The organism is Labrys sedimenti (assembly GCF_034424805.1).
In the GTDB taxonomy this organism is placed as follows: Bacteria; Pseudomonadota; Alphaproteobacteria; order Rhizobiales; family Labraceae; genus Labrys; species Labrys sedimenti.
The window spans coordinates 182,346-203,155 of the sequence record NZ_JAXOUF010000006.1 but is presented as its reverse complement, the minus strand read 5'-3'; the positions used below and the strand labels follow the sequence as shown (position 1 = coordinate 203,155).

Sequence of the window (20,810 nt, the reverse complement as noted above, 5' to 3'; positions counted from 1 at the left end):
GCCAATCGATGCATTGCTTTGCTGTGGCTTAACACAACCGTTCCAATCGGGGCAGCGTGGAAATGGTGTGCCAGTCTTCAGACCGGCATAGCCTTTCGCCATCGATCAGTGCCTGCGGAATGCGCTCGACCAGCGCCAGTCCGACGGCTGCCGGCATAGGCCAGCCGCCACAGGATTACGCTCGATATAATCGATCGCCCTGGCAAACTGCTCCTGATTACGCATATAGCGATCGAAATAATCGCGCTGCCAGAATGGTCCTTGGCGCCCAAGCACTCGGTTGGCCTTCGCTCCCGTATAGGCCTTCCAAGACTTCACGATGTCGCCAAGCCGAGCCCCTTCGATCGTTTCGAACAGGCACTGGACATGATTTGGCACGATGCACCATGCCCAAAGCCGATATCGGGCCTGATCGAATGCAAGCAAAGCATCTTCAACGAGTTCGCCTATTTCCGGTTGACCAAGCCAACAGGCACCGATGCCTTCATCTAGAAGGTGGTCCAAGCGGCGTCGGTTTTCGGCACTGCTGTTGTGGCGGCCAATTGCATTTGCCGGTAAGCTATCGAGCAGTCTGAAGGTCACGAATTGGGTCTTTTCCGGTGAATCGAATGCGGCAGGGCGTGAGGCTGATGCCAGCCCAGATGGCTTTTCTCATCCGCCATGGCGCCTTCGATCCTAAGAAGATGCCGGTCTGAAGACCGGCACACCACAGCCTCAGCCGCCACCACTCGCCAGCAGCCGATCGGCCGCCGCCCTCGCTTCGTCGGTCACATGGGCGCCGGCGAGCATACGGGCGATTTCCTCGCGCCGTTTGTCGGTATCGAGGGGCGTGACGCGGGTGGCGACCCTGTCCTTGCCTTCCGCCTGCTTGGCGATGAGGAAATGGGTGGAAGCACGCGCCGCGACCTGCGGCGCATGGGTGACGTTGATGACCTGAACCTTTCCCGCCAGTCGCGCCAGGCGCTGGCCGATGGCATCGGCGACGGCGCCGCCCACGCCGGAATCGATCTCGTCGAACACCAGCGTCGGCGCGGAGCCGCGATCGGCCAACGCAACCTTGAGGGCCAGCATGAAACGCGAGAGTTCGCCGCCCGACGCCACCTTCATCATCGGCCCGGGCCGGGTGCCGGGATTGGTCTGGACCCAGAACTCGACCCTGTCGAACCCATCGGGAGAGGCCAGGGTCTTGTCGCTCTCGACCGAAGTGGTGAACTTCGCCCTGTCGAGCTTCAGCGGCGGTAATTCGCCGTTGACGGCAGCATCGAGCTGGCCGGCGGTGGCTCTGCGTTTGTCGGAGAGCACCGCCGCCTCGGCCTCATAGGCTAGACGGGCGGCGCGATCGGCCTGCTCCAGGGTCTGCAGCTGCCCTTCCCCCTCGTCCAGGGCGGCAAGATCCGCCACATAACGCTCGGCCAGTGCCGGGAGGTCCTCGACGGAGACATCATATTTGCGGCTGGCCGCGCGCAGGGCGAACAGGCGCTCTTCCAGGCGCTCCAGTTCGGCCGGGTCGAAATCGGCCTCGTCCAATGCCGTCTGCAGCGCGATGCGGGCCTCTTCCAGGGCGTTGAGCGCCTGGTCCAGCGACGCGATCGCCGGTTCAACCAGGCGTGGCGCCTGGGCACCCCGCCGCTCGAGGCGCCGGATAATGGCCGCCAGCAACGGTGTGGGAGAGCCGTTGCCGCCGACCCCCTCATAGGCTTCCTTCAGATCGACGGCGATCTTCTCGGCCTGCATCATATGGGTGCGCCGCTCGGCCAGGGCCTCTTCCTCGCCGGCCTGGACATCGAGCTTGCCGAGTTCATCGACGGAATGGCGCAGCCAGTCGCCCTCCGCCCGGGCCTTTTCCAGCCTGGCCCGATGCTGTGCCAGCGACTGCGTGGCCCTGCGCCAAGCCGCATGCTTGCCGGCGACATCGGCCGCCAGATCCTCGAGCCCCCCGAAGGCATCGAGGAGCGCGCGGTGGGAAGCCGGATCGGTCAGGGCCCGATCGTCATGCTGGCCGTGGATCTCGACCAGAGCTGCCCCCGTGGCGCGAAGCACCTGTACGCTGACGGGCTGATCATTGATGAAGGCACGTGTGCGGCCGTCCGCCATCTGTACACGCCGCAGGATCAGATCGCCGTCATCGGAAATGTCGTTCGCCTTCAGCACGGCGCGAGCCGCATGATCGGCCGAAACGTCGAAGACGGCGCTGACCTGCCCCTGGCCCGTGCCATGACGCACCAGGGAGCCGTCGCCACGTCCGCCCAGCGCCAGGGCAAAGGCGTCGAGCAGGATCGATTTGCCGGCGCCGGTCTCGCCGGTCAACACGGACAGGCCTGCGACGAATTCGAGGTCGAGCCGATCAATCAGAACGATATCGCGAATGGCGAGTTGAACGAGCATGACAGCTTCTATACCGGGCCTGCGCCCGCATCGCATGACAAAACAGCATACTGCGCACAAAGAAAAGGCCGGTCGCAGGACCGGCCTCCATTAAAGCCCGCAAACGCGGTTCCTACAGCGTGATCGCGTTGCGGAATGTCCGGCTCAGCCACGAGTCGGTGTCTTCGCGCGGCTCCAGGCCATGCGATTTCACCAGCGTATAGGCATCCTTGTACCACTGGCTGTTAGGATAGTTGTGGCCCAGGATGGCGGCGGCAGTCTGCGCCTCGGCAGATAGGCCGAGCGCCATGTAGCATTCCGTCAGGCGGCTCAGCGCTTCTTCGATCTGCCGGGTCTGGGCATAGTCCTTGACCACGGTCTTGTAACGGTTGACCGCAGCGGAATAGTTCTGCTGCTTCTGGTAGAAGCGGCCGATCTCCATTTCCTTGCCGGCGAGCTGGTCGCGCACGACCTGGATCTTGAACTTGGAATCGCTGACATATTCCGACTTGGGATAGTCGGTGACAACCTTCTGGAAGCCGGCAAGTGCCTGGCTGGCCCGGTCCTGATCGCGTGTGATGTCAGGGATCTGCTTATACTGGGAATTGGCCCAGATATAAGTCATGTAGGCCGCGTCCTTGTCGTTCGGCCACAGGGTCACGTAACGGCGCGACGAGGTGATGGCATCGTCGTAATTGCCGGACGTGTAATTCGAATAAGCCATCATCAGAATGGCTTTCTTCTGCCATTCCGTCTGCGGATATTGCTTGTCGAGCGATTCGAAACGCTTGGAGGCCTTGGAATAGTCGCCGCCCTTCATGGCGACGAGGCCCTGGTTGTAGAGAAGATCAGGCGGGTCGGTCGCCTGGGTCTTGTAGCCCGGATCGTCGTCCCAAAAACCGCAGGCGGCCAGCGGCGTCGCCATCAGCGCAATGGCGACGGCACGAACCGCGAGCCGCGTCGCGACGGTGCGGGAAGACGAGAGGGAACGCAGCGGCATCACTCAGACCTCTACTTCGACTCGAGCAAAGCGCGTTTAGGCGCAAACGCCCTTTTGCTCTCACTCTTTGTTTGGACGCGTCTTTGCGATTCCAGGTGATTCCACCAAATCGCAAAACACTCCCGTACCGGCATTGTCGCGCGTTTCCGGCGGATGAAACCATCCATCAGCTTCGCACCACAACGTTAAGACTTCGTGGTTCGACATTCACGACCAGCACCGGCCCGTCCAGACGGATAGGCCGTTATGCCGGCAGCAATGCAGGGGCCCTTGTAGCCGATTGTCCGGCCAAGCGCCACCGCCTCTGCAAAATTGTACAATGCTTTGCGGCGGCGCTGTCAAGCGAGGCAAAAGCCTTCGCACTCAATTGGTATCAGGCGCGAAGGCCGCTGCGGCCAAGCCGCTGGAAAGCTCGGCATGGCCGCTCTCGCGACGTACCGGTGCATCGACCATGGTCCAGGCGCTGTCGTCCGCGAACAGGGCCTGAAGCATCATGTAATTGACGCGATGTCCGCCGCAATAGGAGCGGAACTGGCCGATCAGCGGAGCGCCGGCGAGAGCCAGATCGCCCACCGCATCGAGCATCTTGTGACGCACGAATTCATCGGCATAGCGAAGGCCTTCCGGATTGAGGATGCGGTCCTCGCTCAGGGCAACCGAATTCTCCAGGGACGAGCCGAGCGCAAGGCCCCTCTCCCATAACTGTTCGACATCCTTGACGAAGCCGAAGGTACGGGCCCGCGACAGTTCACGACGGAAGTTGTCGGGTGTCAGGTCGAACGCACGGCGCTGGCGGCCGATCAGGGGCGTCTCGAAATCGATCTCGACGTCGAGGCGGAAGCCCGCATTGCCGGACTTGTCCCAGGGCGTCAGTTCGGCCCAGGCGCGGCCCATCTCGACGCGAACCGGCTTGAGCACCTTGATCTGCCGGCGGCGTGCCCGCAGCGTGGCGATGCCGACCTGATCAATCGCCTCGATGAAGGGCGCGGACGAACCGTCCATCACCGGGATTTCGGCGCTGTCGACTTCAACCGTGACATTGTCGATACCCAGGCCCCGCAACGCCGCCATCAGATGCTCGATGGTGGCAACCGAAGCCCGCGTGGCATCACCGACGACCGTGCACAGGCGCGTATCGACGACGTTGTGATAATGGGCGAGGATCTCCCGCTCGCGTCCGTTCTCCAGATGCGTGCGCAGGAAAACGATGCCGCTGTCGGCCTCGCTCGGATGCAGAGTGATGGAGACAGGCTTGCCAGAATGGACACCAATCCCTTCGAGGGATACACGGTCATTCAAAGTCGTCTGGAAACCAGATTTCATGTGCGTATTCCACAAGCCGTCCGCCAGGGTGGCGGTACCCAACCGAAACTAGACCGGCCTGCTTTCTGTTTGACCACCTGGTCCTATCATTCCTTGCCACGAGGGCATGGACTCGGACCTTTCTTCGAAAATACGTAAAGCAAAAACCAAAGCTTTAGCCAAATCACGCTTTCTTACGGTCTGTAACACAAGCTCGCCAAGTTCCGGCTTGTGACCCTAGTTTGAAAATCCTTAATCATTTCAAAAAACTACGGCCCGGGCGATGTACCCGGGCCGTCATTGATCCGCACTATGGTTACGATTTCGTCACGAAGGCGAAATCGGCCTCAATTCGAATGGCGGCGCAGGAAGGCCGGAATCTCGAGCTGGTCGTCCTCGATCGAGCGCGACTGCTGCGGGGCCGGACGTGGCGCCGGCGGACGACGCTGGGCTTCCGGCGGGCGCGGCGGAGCCTGGCGCGGTTCGGGCTGGCGCGCGACGGGTGCCGGCTCATGTTCGACTTCATCCGTCTCGGGCCGGCCGAGGCCGACGGCAGCCAGGCGCTGGAGCAGCGTCATGCGCTTCTTGTCGCCGGCCTGGGGGGCTTCCGGACCACGCTGGGCGGCAATCTGGGCCTGCGCCGGCATGGGCAGATCCTCGATGCGCGGCATGCGCGGTGGACGGACGACGGCCCGCTCTGGCGCCGGCGGCACGAAATGCTCGGGTTCGGGATGATGCTCGGGAGCGCGGGGCGCTTCTTCGACCACTGGCTCGCGGAACAGGGTCGGCTTGGGCGCCAGCGGGCGCAGCGTCACGTCATTGGCGGCAGCCACCGGCTCCACGGGAGCGACTGGCATCGGCTGGGCGATTTCCTGCTGGATCGGGGCAGGCTCGATCGCCACCGGAGCCTGGGCCACCGGCGCGACATTGCGCGGCGCGGCAACGCGGGCAGCCTGAGCGGCCTGGGCCGCAGCCTGGTCGCGCACGCGCTGGGTCATTTCCGCCAGGCGAATGTCGTCCTTGGAGGGCGAAGCCTGGGGCAGGATGGCCGAGTCAATGCCGGTGGCGACCACCGACACGCGCATCGTGCCTTCCAGCGACGGATCCTGGGTCGCGCCCAGAATGATGTTGGCTTCCGGATCGACCTCTTCACGAATACGGGTCGCCGCCTCGTCGAGTTCGTAGAGCATCATGTCGGGGCCGCCGGTGATCGAGATCAGCAGGCCGCGGGCGCCCTTCATCGAGACGTCGTCGAGCAGCGGGTTGGCGATCGCCGCTTCGGCGGCCAGGATGGCGCGGCGCTCGCCCGAGGCTTCGCCGGTGCCCATCATCGCCTTGCCCATCTCGCGCATCACGGCGCGGACGTCGGCAAAGTCGAGGTTGATCAGGCCGGGCTTGACCATCAGGTCGGTGATGGAGGCGACGCCCGAATAGAGCACCTGGTCGGCCATGGCGAAGGCGTCGGCGAAGGTGGTCTTGTCGTTGGCGACCCGGAACAGATTCTGGTTCGGAATGACGATGAGGGTATCGACGCTCTTCTGGAGCTCGGCGATGCCGGACTCGGCCAAGCGCATGCGGCGCAGGCCTTCGAAATGGAAGGGCTTGGTGACGACACCGACGGTGAGGATACCGACCTCGCGGGCGACGCGGGCGATCACCGGGGCAGCGCCGGTACCCGTGCCGCCGCCCATGCCGGCGGTGACGAAGACCATGTGAACGCCATTGAGATGATCGCGGATCTCGTCGATCACTTCCTCGGCGGCAGCGCGGCCGACCTCGGGCTGCGAACCGGCGCCGAGACCCTCGGTAACCTGGATGCCCATCTGGACGATGCGGTCGGCCTTGGAAAGGGTCAGAGCCTGCGCATCAGTGTTGGCGACGACGAAGTCAACGCCTTCCAGTCCGGCCTCGATCATGTTGTTGACGGCGTTGCCGCCAGCCCCACCAACGCCGAACACGGTGATACGCGGCTTCAACTCCCGGATATCCGGCATTTTGAGGTTGATCGTCATGGTTCGCCTCTTTTGCAAGACGCGTCGCCGCGCCCCTTAATTGACCTTCATCAAGGCCTTACGACCCCTTCCTGCCCTTTGAATCAGAAAGTTACTGATTTGCGAAGCAGGCATTTGTGTAATCCGGCTAAATTTGACCGGAAAAATTAGTCAAAATGGCCTTGAAAAACCGGCCATTCTTCATGTCTCAACGTTACCTTTGCGATTCGAAACTCGATTTCCCTTTTGCAAATCGAAGTTTAGAAACTGTGTTTCAACCAACGCCCGACCCGACCGAAATAACCGTCTGTTCCGGTAGCTTGCGCACGCATCCGAACCTGCGGTTCGAAATGCTCAACTCCGGCAATCTGCGGATAGACCAGCAGACCAGCTGCCGTAGCGAAAGGTGGCCCCTTGGCCGCCTCGGGCATGCCGGCGATGCCGAGCGGACGCCCGATGCGGACCTGCCGATCCAAAATCTTGCGCGCCAGTTCCACCGTGCCCGTCAACTGGCAGGCGCCGCCCGTCAGCACAACGCGACGGCCCGCCTCGGCCCAGGCACCGGACCCACGCAGGCGGTCGCGGACCATTTCGAGGATCTCCTCGATGCGCGGGCGGATGATGCGCACCAGGCGCGAACGCGGCACGTGATGGATGCCGTCGCCCTGCTCGTCCCCGACGGGCGGCACGGCGATGGTCTCGCGATCGTCCGAAGGGCTGGCGATGGTGGCGCCATAGAGAACCTTCAGGCGCTCGGCCTCCGACAGCTTGGTCGACAGGCCGCGCGCCACGTCGGTCGTGACATGCGCCCCGCCCACCGGCAGGCTGTCGGCGTGCACGAAGGCGCGATTGGCGAAGACCGCGACGGAGGTGGTGCCCGCGCCCATATCGATCAGGGTCACGCCCATCTCGGTCTCGTCGTCGACGAGAGCCGACAGGCCGGCGGCGTAAGGCGTAGCGACCATCGCCTCGACATGGAGATGGCAGCGCTCGATGGCGAGCATCAAGTTCTTGGCCGGCGTGGACTCCGCCGTCACCACATGCATGTCGACGCCGAGTTGGCGGCCCAGCATACCCCTGGGGTCGGAGATGCCGCCGACGCCGTCGAGCATATGGCCGATCGGCAGCGAATGCAGCACGGCACGTCCGTCACGCACCGAATGGCTGGCACCGGCATCGAGAACGCGATGAATGTCGAGATCGCAGACCTGATGGCCGCCGACTTCCACCGTGGCCGAATAGTGTTCGCTCGCCACCCGCCCGCAGGAGATGTTGACGATCACCGAGTCCACCCGCACCCCGGCCATGCGCTCGGCGGCATCGACCGCATGGCGGATCGCTTGTTCGGCGGCCTCCATGTCGACCACGGCGCCCGACTTCAGCCCGCGCGAACGCTGATGGCCGATGCCCAGGATCTGGGCCTGGTGGCTGCGGCCCGGCAGGAGATCGGCCCCTTCGAGCGGACGCAGCCGCGCGATCAGGCAGACGATCTTGTTGGTGCCGACGTCGAGCACCGACATCACCGTGGTGCGACGCGGCGCCAGCGGCTTGAGCTTGGGGGTCAGGCCATTCTCGAAGGGGCTCATGCGCGGCCCCCCTTTGCCTTCTTCTTGGACAGCGCGTCGGCCCGGGCAGCCGCAGCCTGCTCACTCAAACGAAAGGTAGCGCGATCGGGCATACGCATGTCGACTGCCAAAATGTCCTTTTCCAAAACCTTGCCCTTCCGCTCAAGACCAGCCAGGCTCTTCAAGGCCTGGTCCGGATTGTCCTCGGGAAGGCGAACGACCACGCCATTATCGAGCGTGAGATTCCAGCGGCGCTGGGAAACAAGCGTCGCGCCCCTGACCCGGCCGGTCAGCTCCGGCGTGGCAGCAACCGCCGCGACGATTTCGCTGGCCCGCTTGTCGGCCCCCTCGCCCACCACCAGCGGCAGAGCGGCAAAACGGGCCTCGACATGATCCTCGATGACGACGCCGTCTTCGGCGATCACGCTGACCGAGCCGTCACGCTGCCACAAGGCATAGGGGGCGCGTTCCTCGATGGTGACCGAGAGCGTGGAGGGAAACAGCTTGCGAACCTGGGCCGACTTCACCAGCGGCAACTTCTCGAGCCCCTCGCGAGCCGCCTCAGCATCGAGGAACAGCAGGGACGAGGTGTTGGTGACCCCGGCGGCGGCGAAGATCTTCTGATCCGTCAGCTCGCGCTGGCCGGTGACGGCGACGGTCTCGACCCGGAAACCGAACAGATTGGCCGCCATGTCGAGCGGCGCGCCATATTGAACCTTCATCTGCGGCCAGACCGGTCCGGTCTGGGCACCATAGACGATGGTTCCCACCAGAAAGCCGGCCGACAGCATGAGCCCCAATCCCCGCGGGGGCTTTGCCAGCAGACGCTGCAGCCGCGACGAGCGCTGATCCACGAACGTTCTGGTCGTGAATCCGGCTTGGCGCAGGGAGGACAGATTGAAAAAACGCAGCATATGCTCGAAGCCAACGCACTTGAGGAACCACCCGTTAGGACGGTCTTTTGAAGGGCGATCTCAGGAGCTGACCACCCCCTCAAGCGGGAAATGCTTCATGCCCCATTAAGGTTAGCTTTCGGACAAATCAGTAAACAATCGGTTAGCAGCGCTTCAGCTTTGCCGCTTTAAGCCCTGGCGCGGCTCAGAAATCGACACCGCTTCCGGCCAGACATGCCGCTAGGTCACTCCAGCTCCCCGACCAGAGACTCCCGGCGAGGCCCACGACCGGATCACGCCGGCAAATTCCACCGGCGTTGGTATCTTGCGAGCACCTTCCGGGGCATGCCCGAGGCTCGGTCGAGAGGAACCTGCCCTGGGTCAGGCCGCCAGCCCCACGCGCTTGATTTCCCACTCGAGTTCGATGCCCGAATGTTTCAGCACGCGCTCGCGAACGGTCTCGCCAAGCGCTTCGATGTCGTTGGAGGTGGCCGTGCCGAGATTGACCAGGAAATTGGTGTGCATCGGCGAGACCTGGGCGCCGCCGACGGTCAGGCCGCGGCAACCGGCCTCGTCGACCAGTTTCCAGGCTGAATGGCCGGGCGGATTCTTGAAGGTCGAGCCGCCGGTGCGTGTATTCACCGGCTGGGAGGATGAGCGGGTTTCGGTGATCTTCTGCATCTGCGCCAAGATCGCCTCGCGGTCCCCCGCCTCGCCCCGGAATGTCGCCTGGGTAAACACCACATCCGCCGGCACGGCGCAGCGGCGATAGCTGAAGCCCATGGCGGGGGCGTCATAGGTCAGGATCGAGCCGTCGCGGCCGACCGCGCGCGCCGAGACGAAGACATCCTTGGTCTCGCCGCCATAGGCACCCCCATTCATGCGCAAGGCACCACCGATCGCTCCGGGAATGCCACGCAGGAACGACAGGCCGGAGATACCGGCTTCCGCCGCCGCGCGCGCCACCTTCACGTCGGGTGCGCCGGCGCCGGCCGTGATGGTCAAGCCATCGACGACAATGGAGCCGAAGCCCTTGCCCAGGCGGATGACCACGCCCTCGAAGCCGCCATCGCGCACCAGGAGATTGGAGCCGAGTCCTACCACCAGCCAGGGAATGTCCGCGGGCAATCCCGCCATGAACCGCGCCAGATCCTCCTCGTCCACAGGCGTGAACAGCGCCTGGGCAGGGCCGCCGGTGCGGAACCAGGAGAGCGGCGCCATCGGCGCATTGGCTTCGAGCGTGCCGCGCAGTGCCGGCATCAGCGGGTGCAGCGAGGGAATGAGGTCGGGAAAGGTCATGGAATGGGGAAGATCATGGGACGGGAAGGTTATGGGATCCGAAAAAGATCCCGCGGCGATCAGTGGTTTGGAATGCCGGCTTTATTGCCTACATTCACGGAAAAGCCTAGCGATTCTGCCAGGATGATTGAGTTTTGCCGCATCGACACGCCTGCCTTGAAGAGCGCCTGCGCGCCATCGTCCGGGCGGATGAGGGCCTGATGGCCTTCCTTGCCGTCGCCCGCGCCTTGCGCCTGCCGCAATGGCGGCTGGCGGCCGGCTGCGTCTACCAGACGGTGTGGAACAGCCTGAGCGGCAAGCCGGCCGGCACCGGCATCAAGGATTTCGACCTCATCTATTTCGACGCGGGCGATCTGAGCTGGGAGGCGGAGGATGGGGTGATCAGGCGCGCCGGGGCGGCGTTCGGCGCCCGCTGGCCGGTCGAGATCCGCAACCAGGCCCGGGTCCATCTGTGGTTCGAGCAGCGCTTCGGCCTGCCCTATCCGCAACTCCATTCGGCCGACGAGGCCTTCGGGCACTACGCCGCCATCGTGCACGCCGTGGGCATCCGTCTGGAGGAGGACGACACGATCGACGTCGCCGCCCCCTTCGGCCTCGACGACGTCTTCGGCATGGTCATCCGCCCCAATCCGGTGCGGCGCGGTGACAAGGGCCTGGCAGCAAAGGCGGCAAAGGCCAAGGCCATCTGGCCCGATATCCATTTGGTGGACATCGAGCCATGAGGCCGAGACCCGACTATGCGCAGGCACTGCGCGAGACCGGGCTGCTCGAGCTGCTACGCCCCTTCGATCCGCATGTGGCGGGCACGCCGCCGCTCGGCATCGACCTGCCATCCAGCGACATCGACATCCTCTGCCATGCTCCCGATCAGATCGCCTTCACGCAGGCCGTGTGGTCGAATCTCGCGGCAAGCGAAGCCTTCTCCATGCATCAATGGACCGGGGATCCGCGCCCGGTGGTCGTCGGCCTGATAGCGCAAGGCTGGCATTTCGAACTGTTCGCCTCGCCCCATCCCGTGGCAGAACAGGAGGGTTGGCGCCATTTCCTGGCGGAAAGGCGCCTGCTTGTCCTCGGCGGCGAGCCCTTGCGCATGCGGATCATGCAGCACCGCTTGGCGGGCTTGAAAACCGAACCCGCCTTCGCGGCTGCGCTCAACCTGGCGGGTGATCCCTACCAGGCCCTGCTCGATCTCCAGCAGCGAGCCAACAGGGACCTTGCGGCGATCCTGTCCGCCGCCGGATATCCGATTTCGCCCGAAGAGATCTGAGACCGTGGCGATAGCCGGCGAAAACCGGCCCTTTCAGCCTCCGATGTGCTTCATAGCCTCCCGGCGGCTGAGATTGCTCAGTTCGGGATGCGCCTCGACATAGCGGACGACTTCGGCGGGATCGGTCCGTGCATAGTGCCGAAGGGCCCAGCCGATCGCCTTGCGCAGGAAGAATTCCTTTGAATCGATCGAAGGCGCCATGCAGGCATAGAGGAGATCGAGATCCGTCGCGGCCTTCGCCTCAAGCTGGCAGAGGATGGCGCTGCGGCGCTTCCACATATCGGCGTCGACGGCCCAGGCGAGCATCGTGCGCCGCATCATCTCGGGATCGCTGCGCAGGATCGGCAGGAGACGATGCGCGGCGATCGCATCGACATAGTCCCACCAGGCACCGGTGACGATCATCTCCTCATACATCGGCAGAACGTCGATGCGCTGGAACGCCCGCACGGCGCGCAGGCCGGTCAGTTCGATGGCGGCGTAGCGCTCCTCGCGAAAGCGGGCACCGCGCCAGACCGCCAGAACCTCGGCCTGCCAATGATCGGCATTATCGAAGGAGAGCCCGGCAAAGATCGATTTGCAGATCTGCCTGAGCGGCACGGCGGAGACGCCGAGATAGGGCATGGCCGATTTCATATAGGCCTGCATGGCCGGGGCCAGTGCTGGATCGGCCGCGGCCGCCAGGCGCTGATGGATGGTCTCGGCCAACCCCATATGCCCTCCGACCACGCCCCTGTTTGGGGGCATTCGACGCTCAGGCCGGCTTGCCGTCCAGCGCTGCCAGTTCCCCCGGCAATGCATAGGCCCATTGCGTGATGTTGCCGGCGCCGAGGCAGATCACATAGTCGCCGGGCTTGGCCGCCGAAGCGACCAGGCCGGCGAGCGAACCGGGACCATCCAGCGCGACGACATGACGGTGGCCGCGCGCGCGGATGCCGGCGACGAGGCCTTCCTTGTCGGCGCCCGGAATCGGCGCCTCGCCAGCCGCATAGACATCAGCGACCACAACCATGTCGGCATCGTTGAAACAGGCCGAGAACTCGTTGAACAGGCTCGCCAGCCGGCTGTATCGATGCGGCTGCACCACTGCGATCACCTGCCCTGTCGTCGAGGCGCGCGCCGCCTTGAGCACGGCCGAGATCTCCACGGGGTGGTGGCCGTAATCGTCGAACACGGTAACGCCGTTCCATTCCCCGGTGCGGGTGAAGCGCCGCTTCACGCCGCCGAAGCCCTCCAACCCCTTGCGGATCGCCTCGGCATCCATGCCGAGATTATGGGCGACGGCGATGGCGGCCGTGGCATTGAGGGCGTTGTGGCCACCCGGCATGGGCAGGCCGAGATCGGGAAGCTCGACCACCGCACCGGTCTTGCGGTCGCGGATGACCACGCGAAAGCGCGAACGCCCACCCGTGAGGTCGAGATCCATCAGGCGCACATCGGACTGCGGGTTTTCGCCATAGGTGACGACGCGACGATCCTCGATGGTGCCGACCAGTTCCTGCACCACGGGATGATCGAGGCACATCACGGCGAAGCCATAAAAGGGGATGTTCTCGACGAAAGCCCGGAAGGCATCCTTGATGGCATCGAAGGTCTTGAAGTGATCGAGATGCTCGGGATCGATATTGGTGACGATGGCGACATCGGTCGGCAGCTTGAGGAAGGTGCCGTCGCTTTCATCGGCCTCCACCACCATCCAGTCGCTCGAGCCCAGGCGCGCATTGGTGCCATAGGCGTTGATGATGCCGCCATTGATCACGGTGGGGTCGAAACCGCCGGCATCGAGGAGCGTGGCCACCAGCGACGTCGTGGTGGTCTTGCCATGCGTGCCGGCAATAGAGACGCAGGTCTTCAAGCGCATCAGCTCGGCCAGCATCTCCGCGCGCCGCACCACCGGCAGGCGCTTCTCGCGCGCGGCGACAAGTTCGGGATTGTCGCGCTTGATCGCGGTGGAGACGACCACCACCTCGGCGTCGCCGATATTCTCGGCGGCATGGCCGATGAAGGTCTTCACGCCCTTATCCTTCAGGCGCTTGACGTTGTAATTGTCGGCTGCATCCGAGCCCTGCACCGTGTAGCCCAGATTGGCCAGCACTTCGGCAATGCCGGACATGCCGATGCCGCCGATGCCGACAAAGTGGATGGGACCGATTTCACGGGGCAGCTTCATGAGGTCTCTCGAAAAGGTGGAATTTCGGTTCGTATAGGGGCGACAGGGCCGGTAGGCAAATCTGGAGGAAATTCGGAGCGCGGACTCCCAGTCCGCTTCTTCGCAGTCTCGCAAGCGCGGCGTCTCCGAGAGGCGGACAGGATGTCCGCGCTCCGAGAGCTCCCCATTACATCGCCGCGAGCTTCACCACCCAGTCGGCGAGGCGGTCGGCAGCGTCGGGAATGCCGGCGTTCCGGGCATTGGCGGCCATGGCTTGCAGCCCCACCGGGTCGGCGAGCAGCGCCGTGAGATCGGCCGCCAGGGTCTCTGCGGTGAAGTCCGGCTGCATCACCATCCGGGCACCGTCGACATTGGCGAGCGTACGGGCGTTGGCAGCCTGGTCCTGGTCGAGAGCCCCCGGCAGCGGCACGAGGATCGAAGGGCGGCCGATGACCGAAAGCTCGGCCACGGTGGAGGCCCCGGAGCGGCTGATCACCAGATGAGCCCCCGCGATACGGGCGGGCAGGTCGCGAAAGAAGTCCTGCACTTCCGCGGCAACGCCGAGGCCGGCATAGGTCTCGCGCACGGCGGCAAGGTCCTCCTGGCGCGCCTGCTGCACGATGCTGAGCCGGCGGCGCAATGGTTCGTCAAGCCGCGCGATCGCCGACGGCACGATGGCCGACATCACGGCGGCGCCCTGGCTGCCGCCGAACACCAGCAGATTGATGGGCCCGTACAGGTCTGGATAAGGCGTCTTGGCCGCTTCCATCACCGCCGGCCTGACCGGGTTGCCGGTATGGACGAGCTTCGATTTCGGCACATTGTCCATCATCGCCACATCGGCAAAGCCGGTGGCGATGCGCGTCACCTTGGGTGCCAGCATGCGGTTGGCCCGGCCCATCACCGCATTGGCCTCGTGGATCATGGTGGGGATCTTGCGCCAGGCAGCAGCCGTCAGCGGCGGCAGGGTCGGGTAACCGCCGAAACCCACCACCACGGTGGGAGCCAGACGCCCCAGCATGCGCCAGGCCGAAAGTGTCCCCGTGCCGAGCTGCCAGAGCGTATTGGCCATGGCGAGCGGCGAGCGGGAACGCACGGTCTCGGATGGGATGACGTGGATGTCCTCCCAGGCAAAGGTGCCGGTGTAGCGCTCCACCCGTTCGTCAGTCGCGAGATGCGGACGGAAGCCGAGCGGTACGAGCGCTCCCGCCAGCGCTTCGGCCGGGAACAGGTGGCCGCCGGTACCGCCGGCACAGAGCAGGACGATCTTGCCACTCACGACGACAATCCGATACCGGCTGTGCCCTGGGCCCTGCGGTCGCGGAAGCTGAAGGCGCTTTCGAGCATGTCCGTGCGCGGGCGGCGGCGGGTGAGCGCCAGCACCATGCCCATGCCATAGGCCACCGAGATCAGCGAGGAGCCGCCATAGGAGATGAAGGGCAGCGTCATGCCCTTGGCGGGCATCATGTGGAGATTGACCATCAGATTGATCGAGGATTGCATTCCGAACAGGAGGGTAAGGCCGGCAGTAGCGAAGCGGCAGAAAGGATCTTCGACCTTGTAGGCGTGCCAGAAGCCGCGCAGCACGATGAGGGCGAACATCGCCACGACCACCATGACGAAAAGAAGGCCGAACTCCTCGCCGGTCACCGCCATGATGAAATCGGTGTGGGAATCCGGGAGGATCAGCTTGTAGGTGCCCTCGCCCGGCCCCTTGCCCAGCCAGCCGCCCGACAGGAAGGCGTCACGCGCGACGTCGACCTGGAAGGTATCGGTCCCCTCCGGCTTGAGGAAGCGGTCGATGCGGGAGGTTACGTGCGGAATGAACTGATAGGCGGCCACGATGCCGACGACGCCGACGCCACCGAGCCCGACCATCCAGAACCAGTGCAGCCCGGCCATGAAGAACAGCGCACCCCAGACGATGGAGATCAGCATGGTCTGGCCAAAGTCGGGTTGCAGGATGAGCAGCCCCGCCGAGCAGGCCAGTAGCAGCATGGCGAGGATGTTGGCGGGAACGTCCGGCCGCTTGACGTTTTCGGAAAACAGCCAGGCGGCCAGCACGACGAAGGCGGGCTTCAGGAATTCGGAAGGCTGGATACCGGCGATCCAACGCCTGGAGCCCTTCACCTCCGCACCGAACAACAAAGTCGCCGCGACAAGCGCGATCGAGACCAGGAACATCACCAGCGCCAGCCGACGGATGGATTGCGGCGACAGGAAAGAGATTCCGATCATTACCATCAGGGCCACCGGGATCATCATCGCCTGGCGGTTGACGAAGTGGAACATGTCGGAGATGCCGATACGTTCGGCGACAGCGGGGCTCGCCGCCAGCAGGAGGACGATACCGGTCAGCATCAGGGCCAGGATCGTCATCAGCATCAGCCGATCGACGGTCCACCACCAGGCATTGAAGGCTGAACGTTCGGTACGCGAGGCCATGAACAGGGAGTCCGTCAGCTGAGGGAGGATCGCCCTAGCAGTGCTCCCGACAGGGTTTAGGAACGGTTAAATGCGAAGGCCTCGTCGCGTTTTTGCCGGCAATCCCCCTGGAAATGCCGATTGAACCGGCCCGCCTTCCGTTCGCAGCGGCCGGCACCGGCTGCCGCCATTCCCTGTTCTATCGTGATGCCTGGCCCCTGGATTGCCGACGGTCGAGTCCCGCCACCACATCCTCGACGATTTCCTGCAACTCGGCACGGCTGCTGCCGTCCCGCGCCTGGATCGATATCCCCTGCATCACGGCCGCTAAATGGCGGGCCAGCCCAGGGAGCGCCTCGGCCTCGGCGACGGGGTGGAGAGCCTGCACGATATCCCTACGAATATTCTCACGCCGTGCTGCAAGGTCGCGGGCGAGCGAGACATGGTCGGGATGGCAGGTAACCATTCCGCTCGAGATCATGCAGCCACGCTCGCGATCGGGATGGATGACGGCCTCGATAGCCCTTTCAAGCAGCAGGCGCACCGCCTGTGGCAGATCGTCCGCCTGTGCGACAGCGGCGAAATCGAGCAGGCCGACGCTGCCCTCATAGCGTGCCAACGCTTCCTGGTAGAGCCCGGCCTTGCTGCCGAAGGCGGCGTAAAGGCTGGGCGGCGCGATACCGATCGCCTTGGTGAGATCCCCGACCGAGACGCCTTCATAGCCGTGGCGCCAGAACAGCCGCATGGCCGTCTCGACTGCCTGCTCCCGATCGAAGCTCCAGGGCCGCCCGCCACGCGATTTCGAACCGTGTTCCATATCGAACACTAAACAACATCTTGACAGGCGTCGTCAAGCAAGTTGAATAGCGATCGATAAACAACATCGGAGAACACAATGAACCCTTCAAGACGCCTTTTCCTGGGTGCCGCCGCCGCCCTCACTGCCCTCGCCGTCGAATCGGGACTTGCAGGCTCCGCAGCCGGCGCAATCGGCAAGAAACGCTCCGATGTCGCGAATGGAGGCAAACCAGACTCCGGACGTGAGAGCTTCTTCATCCGTTCGGCCGACGGCACGCTGCTGGCCGGCGAGGCGCAGGGCGATCCGGCGGCACCCGAGATCCTGTTCATCCACGGCCTTCGCCAGAGCCGGCTGAGCTGGGACAAGCAGTTTGCCGATCCGGCCCTGGCCGGTTTCCGGATGGTGAGGTTCGACCTGCGCGGCCATGGCGATTCCGACAAGCCTGCCTCGCCCGACGCCTATTCCGACCCCGATCGCTGGGCGGACGACGTCGCCGCGGTGATCGCGGCTGCGAAGCTGCGCCGTCCCATCCTGGTGGGCTGGTCGCTGGGCGGCCATGTCGCCGGCACCTATCTGCGTAAATATGGCGGCTCGCGCATCGCAGGGATCAACCTCGTCGATGCGGTCACCAAGCTATCGCCCGATCTTCTGACCCCGCTGGCAGGAAGCTTCGCCAAGACCGCAATTTCGCATGATCTCGGCGAACGAACCGCTGCGACAGTCGATTTTCTCGCGGCCTGTTTTCACAAGCCGCTTACCAGTGTCGAACTGCAGCGCATGCTGGTGGTGAACGGCATGACCGAACGCGCCGTGAACGAGGGCTTCGTCAAGACGTCCGCGCCTGACCTGGAACCGGTGTTCCAGGCCTATCCCGGCCCGATCCTGCTGACGCATGGGGTTCACGACCGGCTGGTGCGCCTCGCCATGTCCGAACGCATCAAGGCCCTTCATGCCGATAGCCGCCTCTCGGTCTATGCCGATAGCGGCCACAGCCCCTTCTACGAGGAGCCAGCGCGGTTCGGACGGGAACTCGCCGCTTTCACAACCGCCTCGGCGAGAGGCTGATGCCACGCGGAGCCGGTGCGCAGATCCTGCCCGGCTCCCGCACACACGCCACAGCAAGACCATCGTCCCACCGTGGAAAGACAAGCTCAACTGTCGGATTTCAGCTTCCCGGCAACGGCCCAGGCATCCTTTGGAACCTCGGTGATGATGATCTCGACGGATTCCGGCGGACAAACCAGGGTTTCGACGACGGCTTTCGTCGCCGCCTGCACGAAATCGCGCTTTTGTTCGAGCGTACGTCCAGGATGCATTTCCACTCGCAGCACAGGCATGGTCACTTCCTCATGAAAAGGTCCGATAGCGGGCCTGCTGCAATGTTCTCCAAACCGGTTTGCTGATAAATAGCTGTTCTGACCTTTCATTCAGAACCATATGGATTGCAATCATGGACAAGCTCGCCGGCATGGCCATGTTCGTCAGGGTGGTGGAAGAAGGCAGCTTCGCCGCCGCGGCGGAGACCAGCCGGGTATCGGCGACGATGGTCGCCAAGCACGTCCGGCTGATCGAACAGCGGCTGGGTGCTCGGCTGCTTCACCGCACCACCCGCCGCCACCAGCTCACCGAAGTCGGCCGGCTCTATTACGAACGCTGCAAGACGGCCTTGGCGGAGGTGGCCCTGGCCGAAGCGAGCGCCTCCGAATTGCAAGCCAGCCCGCGCGGACGATTGCGAATGGTCGCCCCGGTGAGCTTTGGCAGCGAAAGCCTGGTGCCGGCCCTGGTGGACTATCTGCAACGCCATATCGACGTCACCGTCGATCTCGTTCTCGACAACCGCACCGTGGACCTGATCGGCGAGGGCTGCGACCTCGGCATTCACATCGGCGACCTCACGGATGAAAACCTGGTCGCCCGCCCCCTGAAGCCCTATCGTCGCACACTGGCCGCCGCGCCCTGGTACCTGGATCGCCGCGGACGACCGCACCATCCCCGCGAACTCGGTGGCCATGACTGCCTCGGCCATGCCTATTGGCGCACGCAGGGCATCTGGCACCTTGTCGGCCCAGATGGGGAGACCTGCACGGTGAATATCGGCGGTCGCTTCACCACCAACCAGGGAGCGGCGTTACGCGTGGCGGCGCTGCATGGGGCTGGCATCGTGCTGCAGCCGGAACTGCTGCTGATCAACGACATCGAGGCCGGCCGGCTCGAGCCTGTGCTGCCGGAATGGTCTTACCGCCCCACGCCGATGTATCTGGTCTACGCGCCGGATCGTCGGCCGACGGCCATGCTGCGCAGCGCCATCGACTTCCTGCTCGCCCGCTTCGGCTGACCCAAAGGCCGTCAGGCCTTGCCGACACCCGGCAGGGCCTGCACAGCCCGGGAGAAGGCCTTGCCCCGTTCCTCGAAATTGCGGAACTGGTCGAAGGAGGCACAGGCCGGCGAGAGCAGCACCACGGCCTCGTCGAGGCCGGACGCCGCTGCGTCGGCAGTAGCCAGAGGCACCGCCTTCTCGACCGTCTCGGCCCGCACATAGGGTACGCGCCCCTCCAGCGTCGCCGCGAATTCCTCCGTCGCCTCGCCGATCAGATAGGCCTTGCGGATCTTGGGGAAATACTCGGCCAGGGACTCGATACCACCGGTCTTGGGCTTGCCGCCGGCGATCCAGAAGAGGGTCGGGAAGGACGACAGGGCCTTGGCCGTGGCATCGGCATTGGTGGCCTTGGAATCGTTGACGAACAGCACGGGGCCGAGCCGCCCGACCTGCTCCATGCGATGGGCAAGGCCGGGAAAGCTGCGCATGCCGGCCTGGATCTCGGCCAGTGTCAGCCCGCCCGCCTGGGCTGCCGCCAGCGCCGCGCAGGCATTCTGGGCATTGTGGGCGCCGCGCAGGGAGCCGATACCGGCCAGGCTGGCGACCTCGACTGCCCTGCCCGCTTGCGCCGAAAACAACCGGTCGCCAACGGCATAGACGCCGTCGCTCAATTGGCTCTCCACCGAGATGCGGACGGGACGCCCCCCCTTGGCTTCGATCGCATCGGCGATGGCGGCGCACCAGGCATCGTCGACGCCGACGACCGGCGTGCGGGCGCCTTCGACCAGGCGTGCCTTCACGGCCGCATAGTGTTCCAAAGTGCCGTGGCGGTCGAGATGATCCTCCGTGACGTTGAGCAGGACAGCGACGGAGGGATCGATGCTCGGCGCCAGGTCGATCTGGTAGGAGGAGCACTCGATCACATAAACTCTTTCGATTCCTTGCACCTTGTCGGGCGAGGGTGTCTCCAGTGACAGGATCGCCGTGCCGATATTGCCGCCGAGCTGCACATCGCGGCCGGCGGCAGCGAAGAGGTGAGCGATCAGCGCCGTCGTCGTCGATTTGCCGTTGGTGCCGGTGATGGCGATGAAGGGCGAGCCCGGCGCCCTCAATCGGCGCTCCCGCACGAAGAGCTCGATATCGCCGATCACCTCCACGCCATGCGCAGCGGCAAGCTTGACGGACCAATGCGGCTCTGGATGGGTCAGCGGCACGCCGGGCGACAGGACCAGCGCGGCGACGGAGGACCAGTCGATCTCATGGAGGTCGCGGACGTCGAGCCCCTTGTCGGCAGCCACCTTGCGGCCGGCCTCGCCATCGTCCCAGACGATGGGCTTGGCGCCGCCGGCGGCGAGAGCCTCAGCCGTCACGAGGCCCGAACCGCCGAGGCCAAACACGGCGACAGCACGGTCGCCGAAGGAAGTGATCGGGATCATGACG

The 20,810-nt window shown here is 64.5% G+C and carries 19 protein-coding genes; 4 read left to right on the top strand and 15 right to left on the bottom strand.

Annotation, left to right across the window (positions count from 1 at the left end; translation table 11 throughout):
* Positions 1 to 105 precede the first annotated feature (105 nt).
* The 8 genes from U1R88_RS19655 to murB all read right to left on the bottom strand — a co-directional run bounded on the left by U1R88_RS19655 (position 106) and on the right by murB (position 10,414).
* Positions 106 to 582: an REP-associated tyrosine transposase gene (locus U1R88_RS19655; protein ID WP_322432766.1), complete on the bottom strand. Its 477-nt coding sequence runs from the start codon at positions 580 to 582 to the stop codon at positions 106 to 108.
* A 132-nt stretch (positions 583 to 714) separates the two neighbouring features.
* Positions 715 to 2,385 (bottom strand): DNA repair protein RecN, encoded by a 1,671-nt coding sequence (gene recN, locus U1R88_RS19650; protein WP_322432765.1) that lies wholly within the window; start codon positions 2,383 to 2,385, stop codon positions 715 to 717.
* Positions 2,386 to 2,497: 112 nt separating this feature from the next.
* Positions 2,498 to 3,364 (bottom strand): outer membrane protein assembly factor BamD, encoded by an 867-nt coding sequence (locus U1R88_RS19645; protein ID WP_068282123.1) that lies wholly within the window; start codon positions 3,362 to 3,364, stop codon positions 2,498 to 2,500.
* A gap of 363 nt (positions 3,365 to 3,727) precedes the next feature.
* On the bottom strand, positions 3,728 to 4,687 hold the full coding sequence (gene lpxC, locus U1R88_RS19640) for a UDP-3-O-acyl-N-acetylglucosamine deacetylase (RefSeq protein WP_322432764.1): 960 nt from the start codon (positions 4,685 to 4,687) through the stop codon (positions 3,728 to 3,730).
* Between the two features lie 326 nt (positions 4,688 to 5,013).
* On the bottom strand, positions 5,014 to 6,678 hold the full coding sequence (gene ftsZ / locus U1R88_RS19635; RefSeq protein ID WP_322432763.1) for a cell division protein FtsZ: 1,665 nt from the start codon (positions 6,676 to 6,678) through the stop codon (positions 5,014 to 5,016).
* Between the two features lie 239 nt (positions 6,679 to 6,917).
* Positions 6,918 to 8,243 (bottom strand): cell division protein FtsA, encoded by a 1,326-nt coding sequence (gene ftsA / locus U1R88_RS19630; protein WP_322432762.1) that lies wholly within the window; start codon positions 8,241 to 8,243, stop codon positions 6,918 to 6,920.
* Positions 8,240 to 9,013, bottom strand: coding sequence for a cell division protein FtsQ/DivIB (locus U1R88_RS19625; RefSeq protein ID WP_162275040.1), 774 nt, complete (start codon positions 9,011 to 9,013; stop codon positions 8,240 to 8,242). The genes ftsA and U1R88_RS19625 overlap by 4 nt, the downstream gene beginning before the upstream one ends.
* A 483-nt stretch (positions 9,014 to 9,496) precedes the next feature.
* Entirely contained in the window at positions 9,497 to 10,414 is a 918-nt protein-coding gene (gene murB / locus U1R88_RS19620) for a UDP-N-acetylmuramate dehydrogenase (RefSeq protein ID WP_322432761.1), read from the bottom strand.
* 134 nt (positions 10,415 to 10,548) lie between these two features.
* On the opposite strand from murB, the gene U1R88_RS19615 reads away from it, so the two are divergent.
* Positions 10,549 to 11,136 (top strand): nucleotidyltransferase family protein, encoded by a 588-nt coding sequence (locus U1R88_RS19615; protein WP_322432760.1) that lies wholly within the window; start codon positions 10,549 to 10,551, stop codon positions 11,134 to 11,136.
* The gene (locus U1R88_RS19610; protein ID WP_322432759.1) at positions 11,133 to 11,681 is read left to right on the top strand and encodes a DUF4269 domain-containing protein; all 549 of its coding nucleotides are present in this window, start codon (positions 11,133 to 11,135) and stop codon (positions 11,679 to 11,681) included. Before U1R88_RS19615 ends, U1R88_RS19610 begins: the two co-directional genes overlap by 4 nt.
* Positions 11,682 to 11,714: 33 nt before the next feature.
* On the opposite strand, the gene U1R88_RS19605 is transcribed toward U1R88_RS19610, so the two are convergent.
* From U1R88_RS19605 to U1R88_RS19585, 5 genes are all read right to left on the bottom strand, one after another.
* Positions 11,715 to 12,428 (bottom strand): DNA alkylation repair protein, encoded by a 714-nt coding sequence (locus U1R88_RS19605; protein ID WP_322432758.1) that lies wholly within the window; start codon positions 12,426 to 12,428, stop codon positions 11,715 to 11,717.
* Positions 12,429 to 12,435: 7 nt separating this feature from the next.
* Positions 12,436 to 13,851, bottom strand: coding sequence for a UDP-N-acetylmuramate--L-alanine ligase (murC, locus tag U1R88_RS19600; RefSeq protein ID WP_322432757.1), 1,416 nt, complete (start codon positions 13,849 to 13,851; stop codon positions 12,436 to 12,438).
* Positions 13,852 to 14,017: 166 nt separating this feature from the next.
* Positions 14,018 to 15,109 (bottom strand): undecaprenyldiphospho-muramoylpentapeptide beta-N-acetylglucosaminyltransferase, encoded by a 1,092-nt coding sequence (gene murG, locus U1R88_RS19595; RefSeq protein WP_322432756.1) that lies wholly within the window; start codon positions 15,107 to 15,109, stop codon positions 14,018 to 14,020.
* Complete coding sequence (locus tag U1R88_RS19590) at positions 15,106 to 16,275, bottom strand: FtsW/RodA/SpoVE family cell cycle protein (RefSeq protein ID WP_322432755.1); 1,170 nt, start codon at positions 16,273 to 16,275, stop codon at positions 15,106 to 15,108. Before U1R88_RS19590 ends, murG begins: the two co-directional genes overlap by 4 nt.
* Positions 16,276 to 16,453: 178 nt before the next feature.
* A complete protein-coding gene (locus U1R88_RS19585) occupies positions 16,454 to 17,071 on the bottom strand; it encodes a TetR/AcrR family transcriptional regulator (RefSeq protein ID WP_322432871.1) in 618 nt (205 codons plus the stop codon).
* Positions 17,072 to 17,149: 78 nt separating this feature from the next.
* Here U1R88_RS19585 and U1R88_RS19580 point away from each other — a divergent pair, with 78 nt between their 5' ends.
* A complete protein-coding gene (locus U1R88_RS19580) occupies positions 17,150 to 18,118 on the top strand; it encodes an alpha/beta fold hydrolase (RefSeq protein ID WP_322432754.1) in 969 nt (322 codons plus the stop codon).
* A gap of 86 nt (positions 18,119 to 18,204) precedes the next feature.
* On the opposite strand, the gene U1R88_RS19575 is transcribed toward U1R88_RS19580, so the two are convergent.
* Positions 18,205 to 18,390, bottom strand: coding sequence for a 4-oxalocrotonate tautomerase (locus U1R88_RS19575; protein WP_322432753.1), 186 nt, complete (start codon positions 18,388 to 18,390; stop codon positions 18,205 to 18,207).
* 113 nt (positions 18,391 to 18,503) lie between these two features.
* Between U1R88_RS19575 and U1R88_RS19570 the strand changes: the two genes are divergently transcribed.
* Positions 18,504 to 19,388, top strand: coding sequence for a LysR family transcriptional regulator (locus U1R88_RS19570; RefSeq protein ID WP_322432752.1), 885 nt, complete (start codon positions 18,504 to 18,506; stop codon positions 19,386 to 19,388).
* A gap of 11 nt (positions 19,389 to 19,399) precedes the next feature.
* Here the strand turns inward: U1R88_RS19570 and murD are convergent, their stop codons facing one another.
* Positions 19,400 to 20,806: a UDP-N-acetylmuramoyl-L-alanine--D-glutamate ligase gene (murD, locus tag U1R88_RS19565; protein WP_322432751.1), complete on the bottom strand. Its 1,407-nt coding sequence runs from the start codon at positions 20,804 to 20,806 to the stop codon at positions 19,400 to 19,402.
* Positions 20,807 to 20,810 lie beyond the last annotated feature (4 nt).

What these genes read in the sequence shown, in the direction of transcription:
- recN (WP_322432765.1), bottom strand. Translation starts at nt 2,385, where the DNA reads ATGCTCGTTCAACTCGCCATTCGCGATATCGTTCTGATTGATCGGCTC.
- U1R88_RS19645 (WP_068282123.1), bottom strand. Translation starts at nt 3,364, where the DNA reads ATGCCGCTGCGTTCCCTCTCGTCTTCCCGCACCGTCGCGACGCGGCTC.
- lpxC (WP_322432764.1), bottom strand. Translation starts at nt 4,687, where the DNA reads ATGAAATCTGGTTTCCAGACGACTTTGAATGACCGTGTATCCCTCGAA.
- ftsZ (WP_322432763.1), bottom strand. Translation starts at nt 6,678, where the DNA reads ATGACGATCAACCTCAAAATGCCGGATATCCGGGAGTTGAAGCCGCGT.
- ftsA (WP_322432762.1), bottom strand. Translation starts at nt 8,243, where the DNA reads ATGAGCCCCTTCGAGAATGGCCTGACCCCCAAGCTCAAGCCGCTGGCG.
- U1R88_RS19625 (WP_162275040.1), bottom strand. Translation starts at nt 9,013, where the DNA reads ATGCTGTCGGCCGGCTTTCTGGTGGGAACCATCGTCTATGGTGCCCAG.
- murB (WP_322432761.1), bottom strand. Translation starts at nt 10,414, where the DNA reads ATGACCTTTCCCGACCTCATTCCCTCGCTGCACCCGCTGATGCCGGCA.
- U1R88_RS19610 (WP_322432759.1), top strand. Translation starts at nt 11,133, where the DNA reads ATGAGGCCGAGACCCGACTATGCGCAGGCACTGCGCGAGACCGGGCTG.
- U1R88_RS19605 (WP_322432758.1), bottom strand. Translation starts at nt 12,428, where the DNA reads ATGCCCCCAAACAGGGGCGTGGTCGGAGGGCATATGGGGTTGGCCGAG.
- murC (WP_322432757.1), bottom strand. Translation starts at nt 13,851, where the DNA reads ATGAAGCTGCCCCGTGAAATCGGTCCCATCCACTTTGTCGGCATCGGC.
- U1R88_RS19590 (WP_322432755.1), bottom strand. Translation starts at nt 16,275, where the DNA reads ATGGCCTCGCGTACCGAACGTTCAGCCTTCAATGCCTGGTGGTGGACC.
- U1R88_RS19585 (WP_322432871.1), bottom strand. Translation starts at nt 17,071, where the DNA reads ATGGAACACGGTTCGAAATCGCGTGGCGGGCGGCCCTGGAGCTTCGAT.
- U1R88_RS19580 (WP_322432754.1), top strand. Translation starts at nt 17,150, where the DNA reads ATGAACCCTTCAAGACGCCTTTTCCTGGGTGCCGCCGCCGCCCTCACT.
- U1R88_RS19575 (WP_322432753.1), bottom strand. Translation starts at nt 18,390, where the DNA reads ATGCCTGTGCTGCGAGTGGAAATGCATCCTGGACGTACGCTCGAACAA.
- U1R88_RS19570 (WP_322432752.1), top strand. Translation starts at nt 18,504, where the DNA reads ATGGACAAGCTCGCCGGCATGGCCATGTTCGTCAGGGTGGTGGAAGAA.
- murD (WP_322432751.1), bottom strand. Translation starts at nt 20,806, where the DNA reads ATGATCCCGATCACTTCCTTCGGCGACCGTGCTGTCGCCGTGTTTGGC.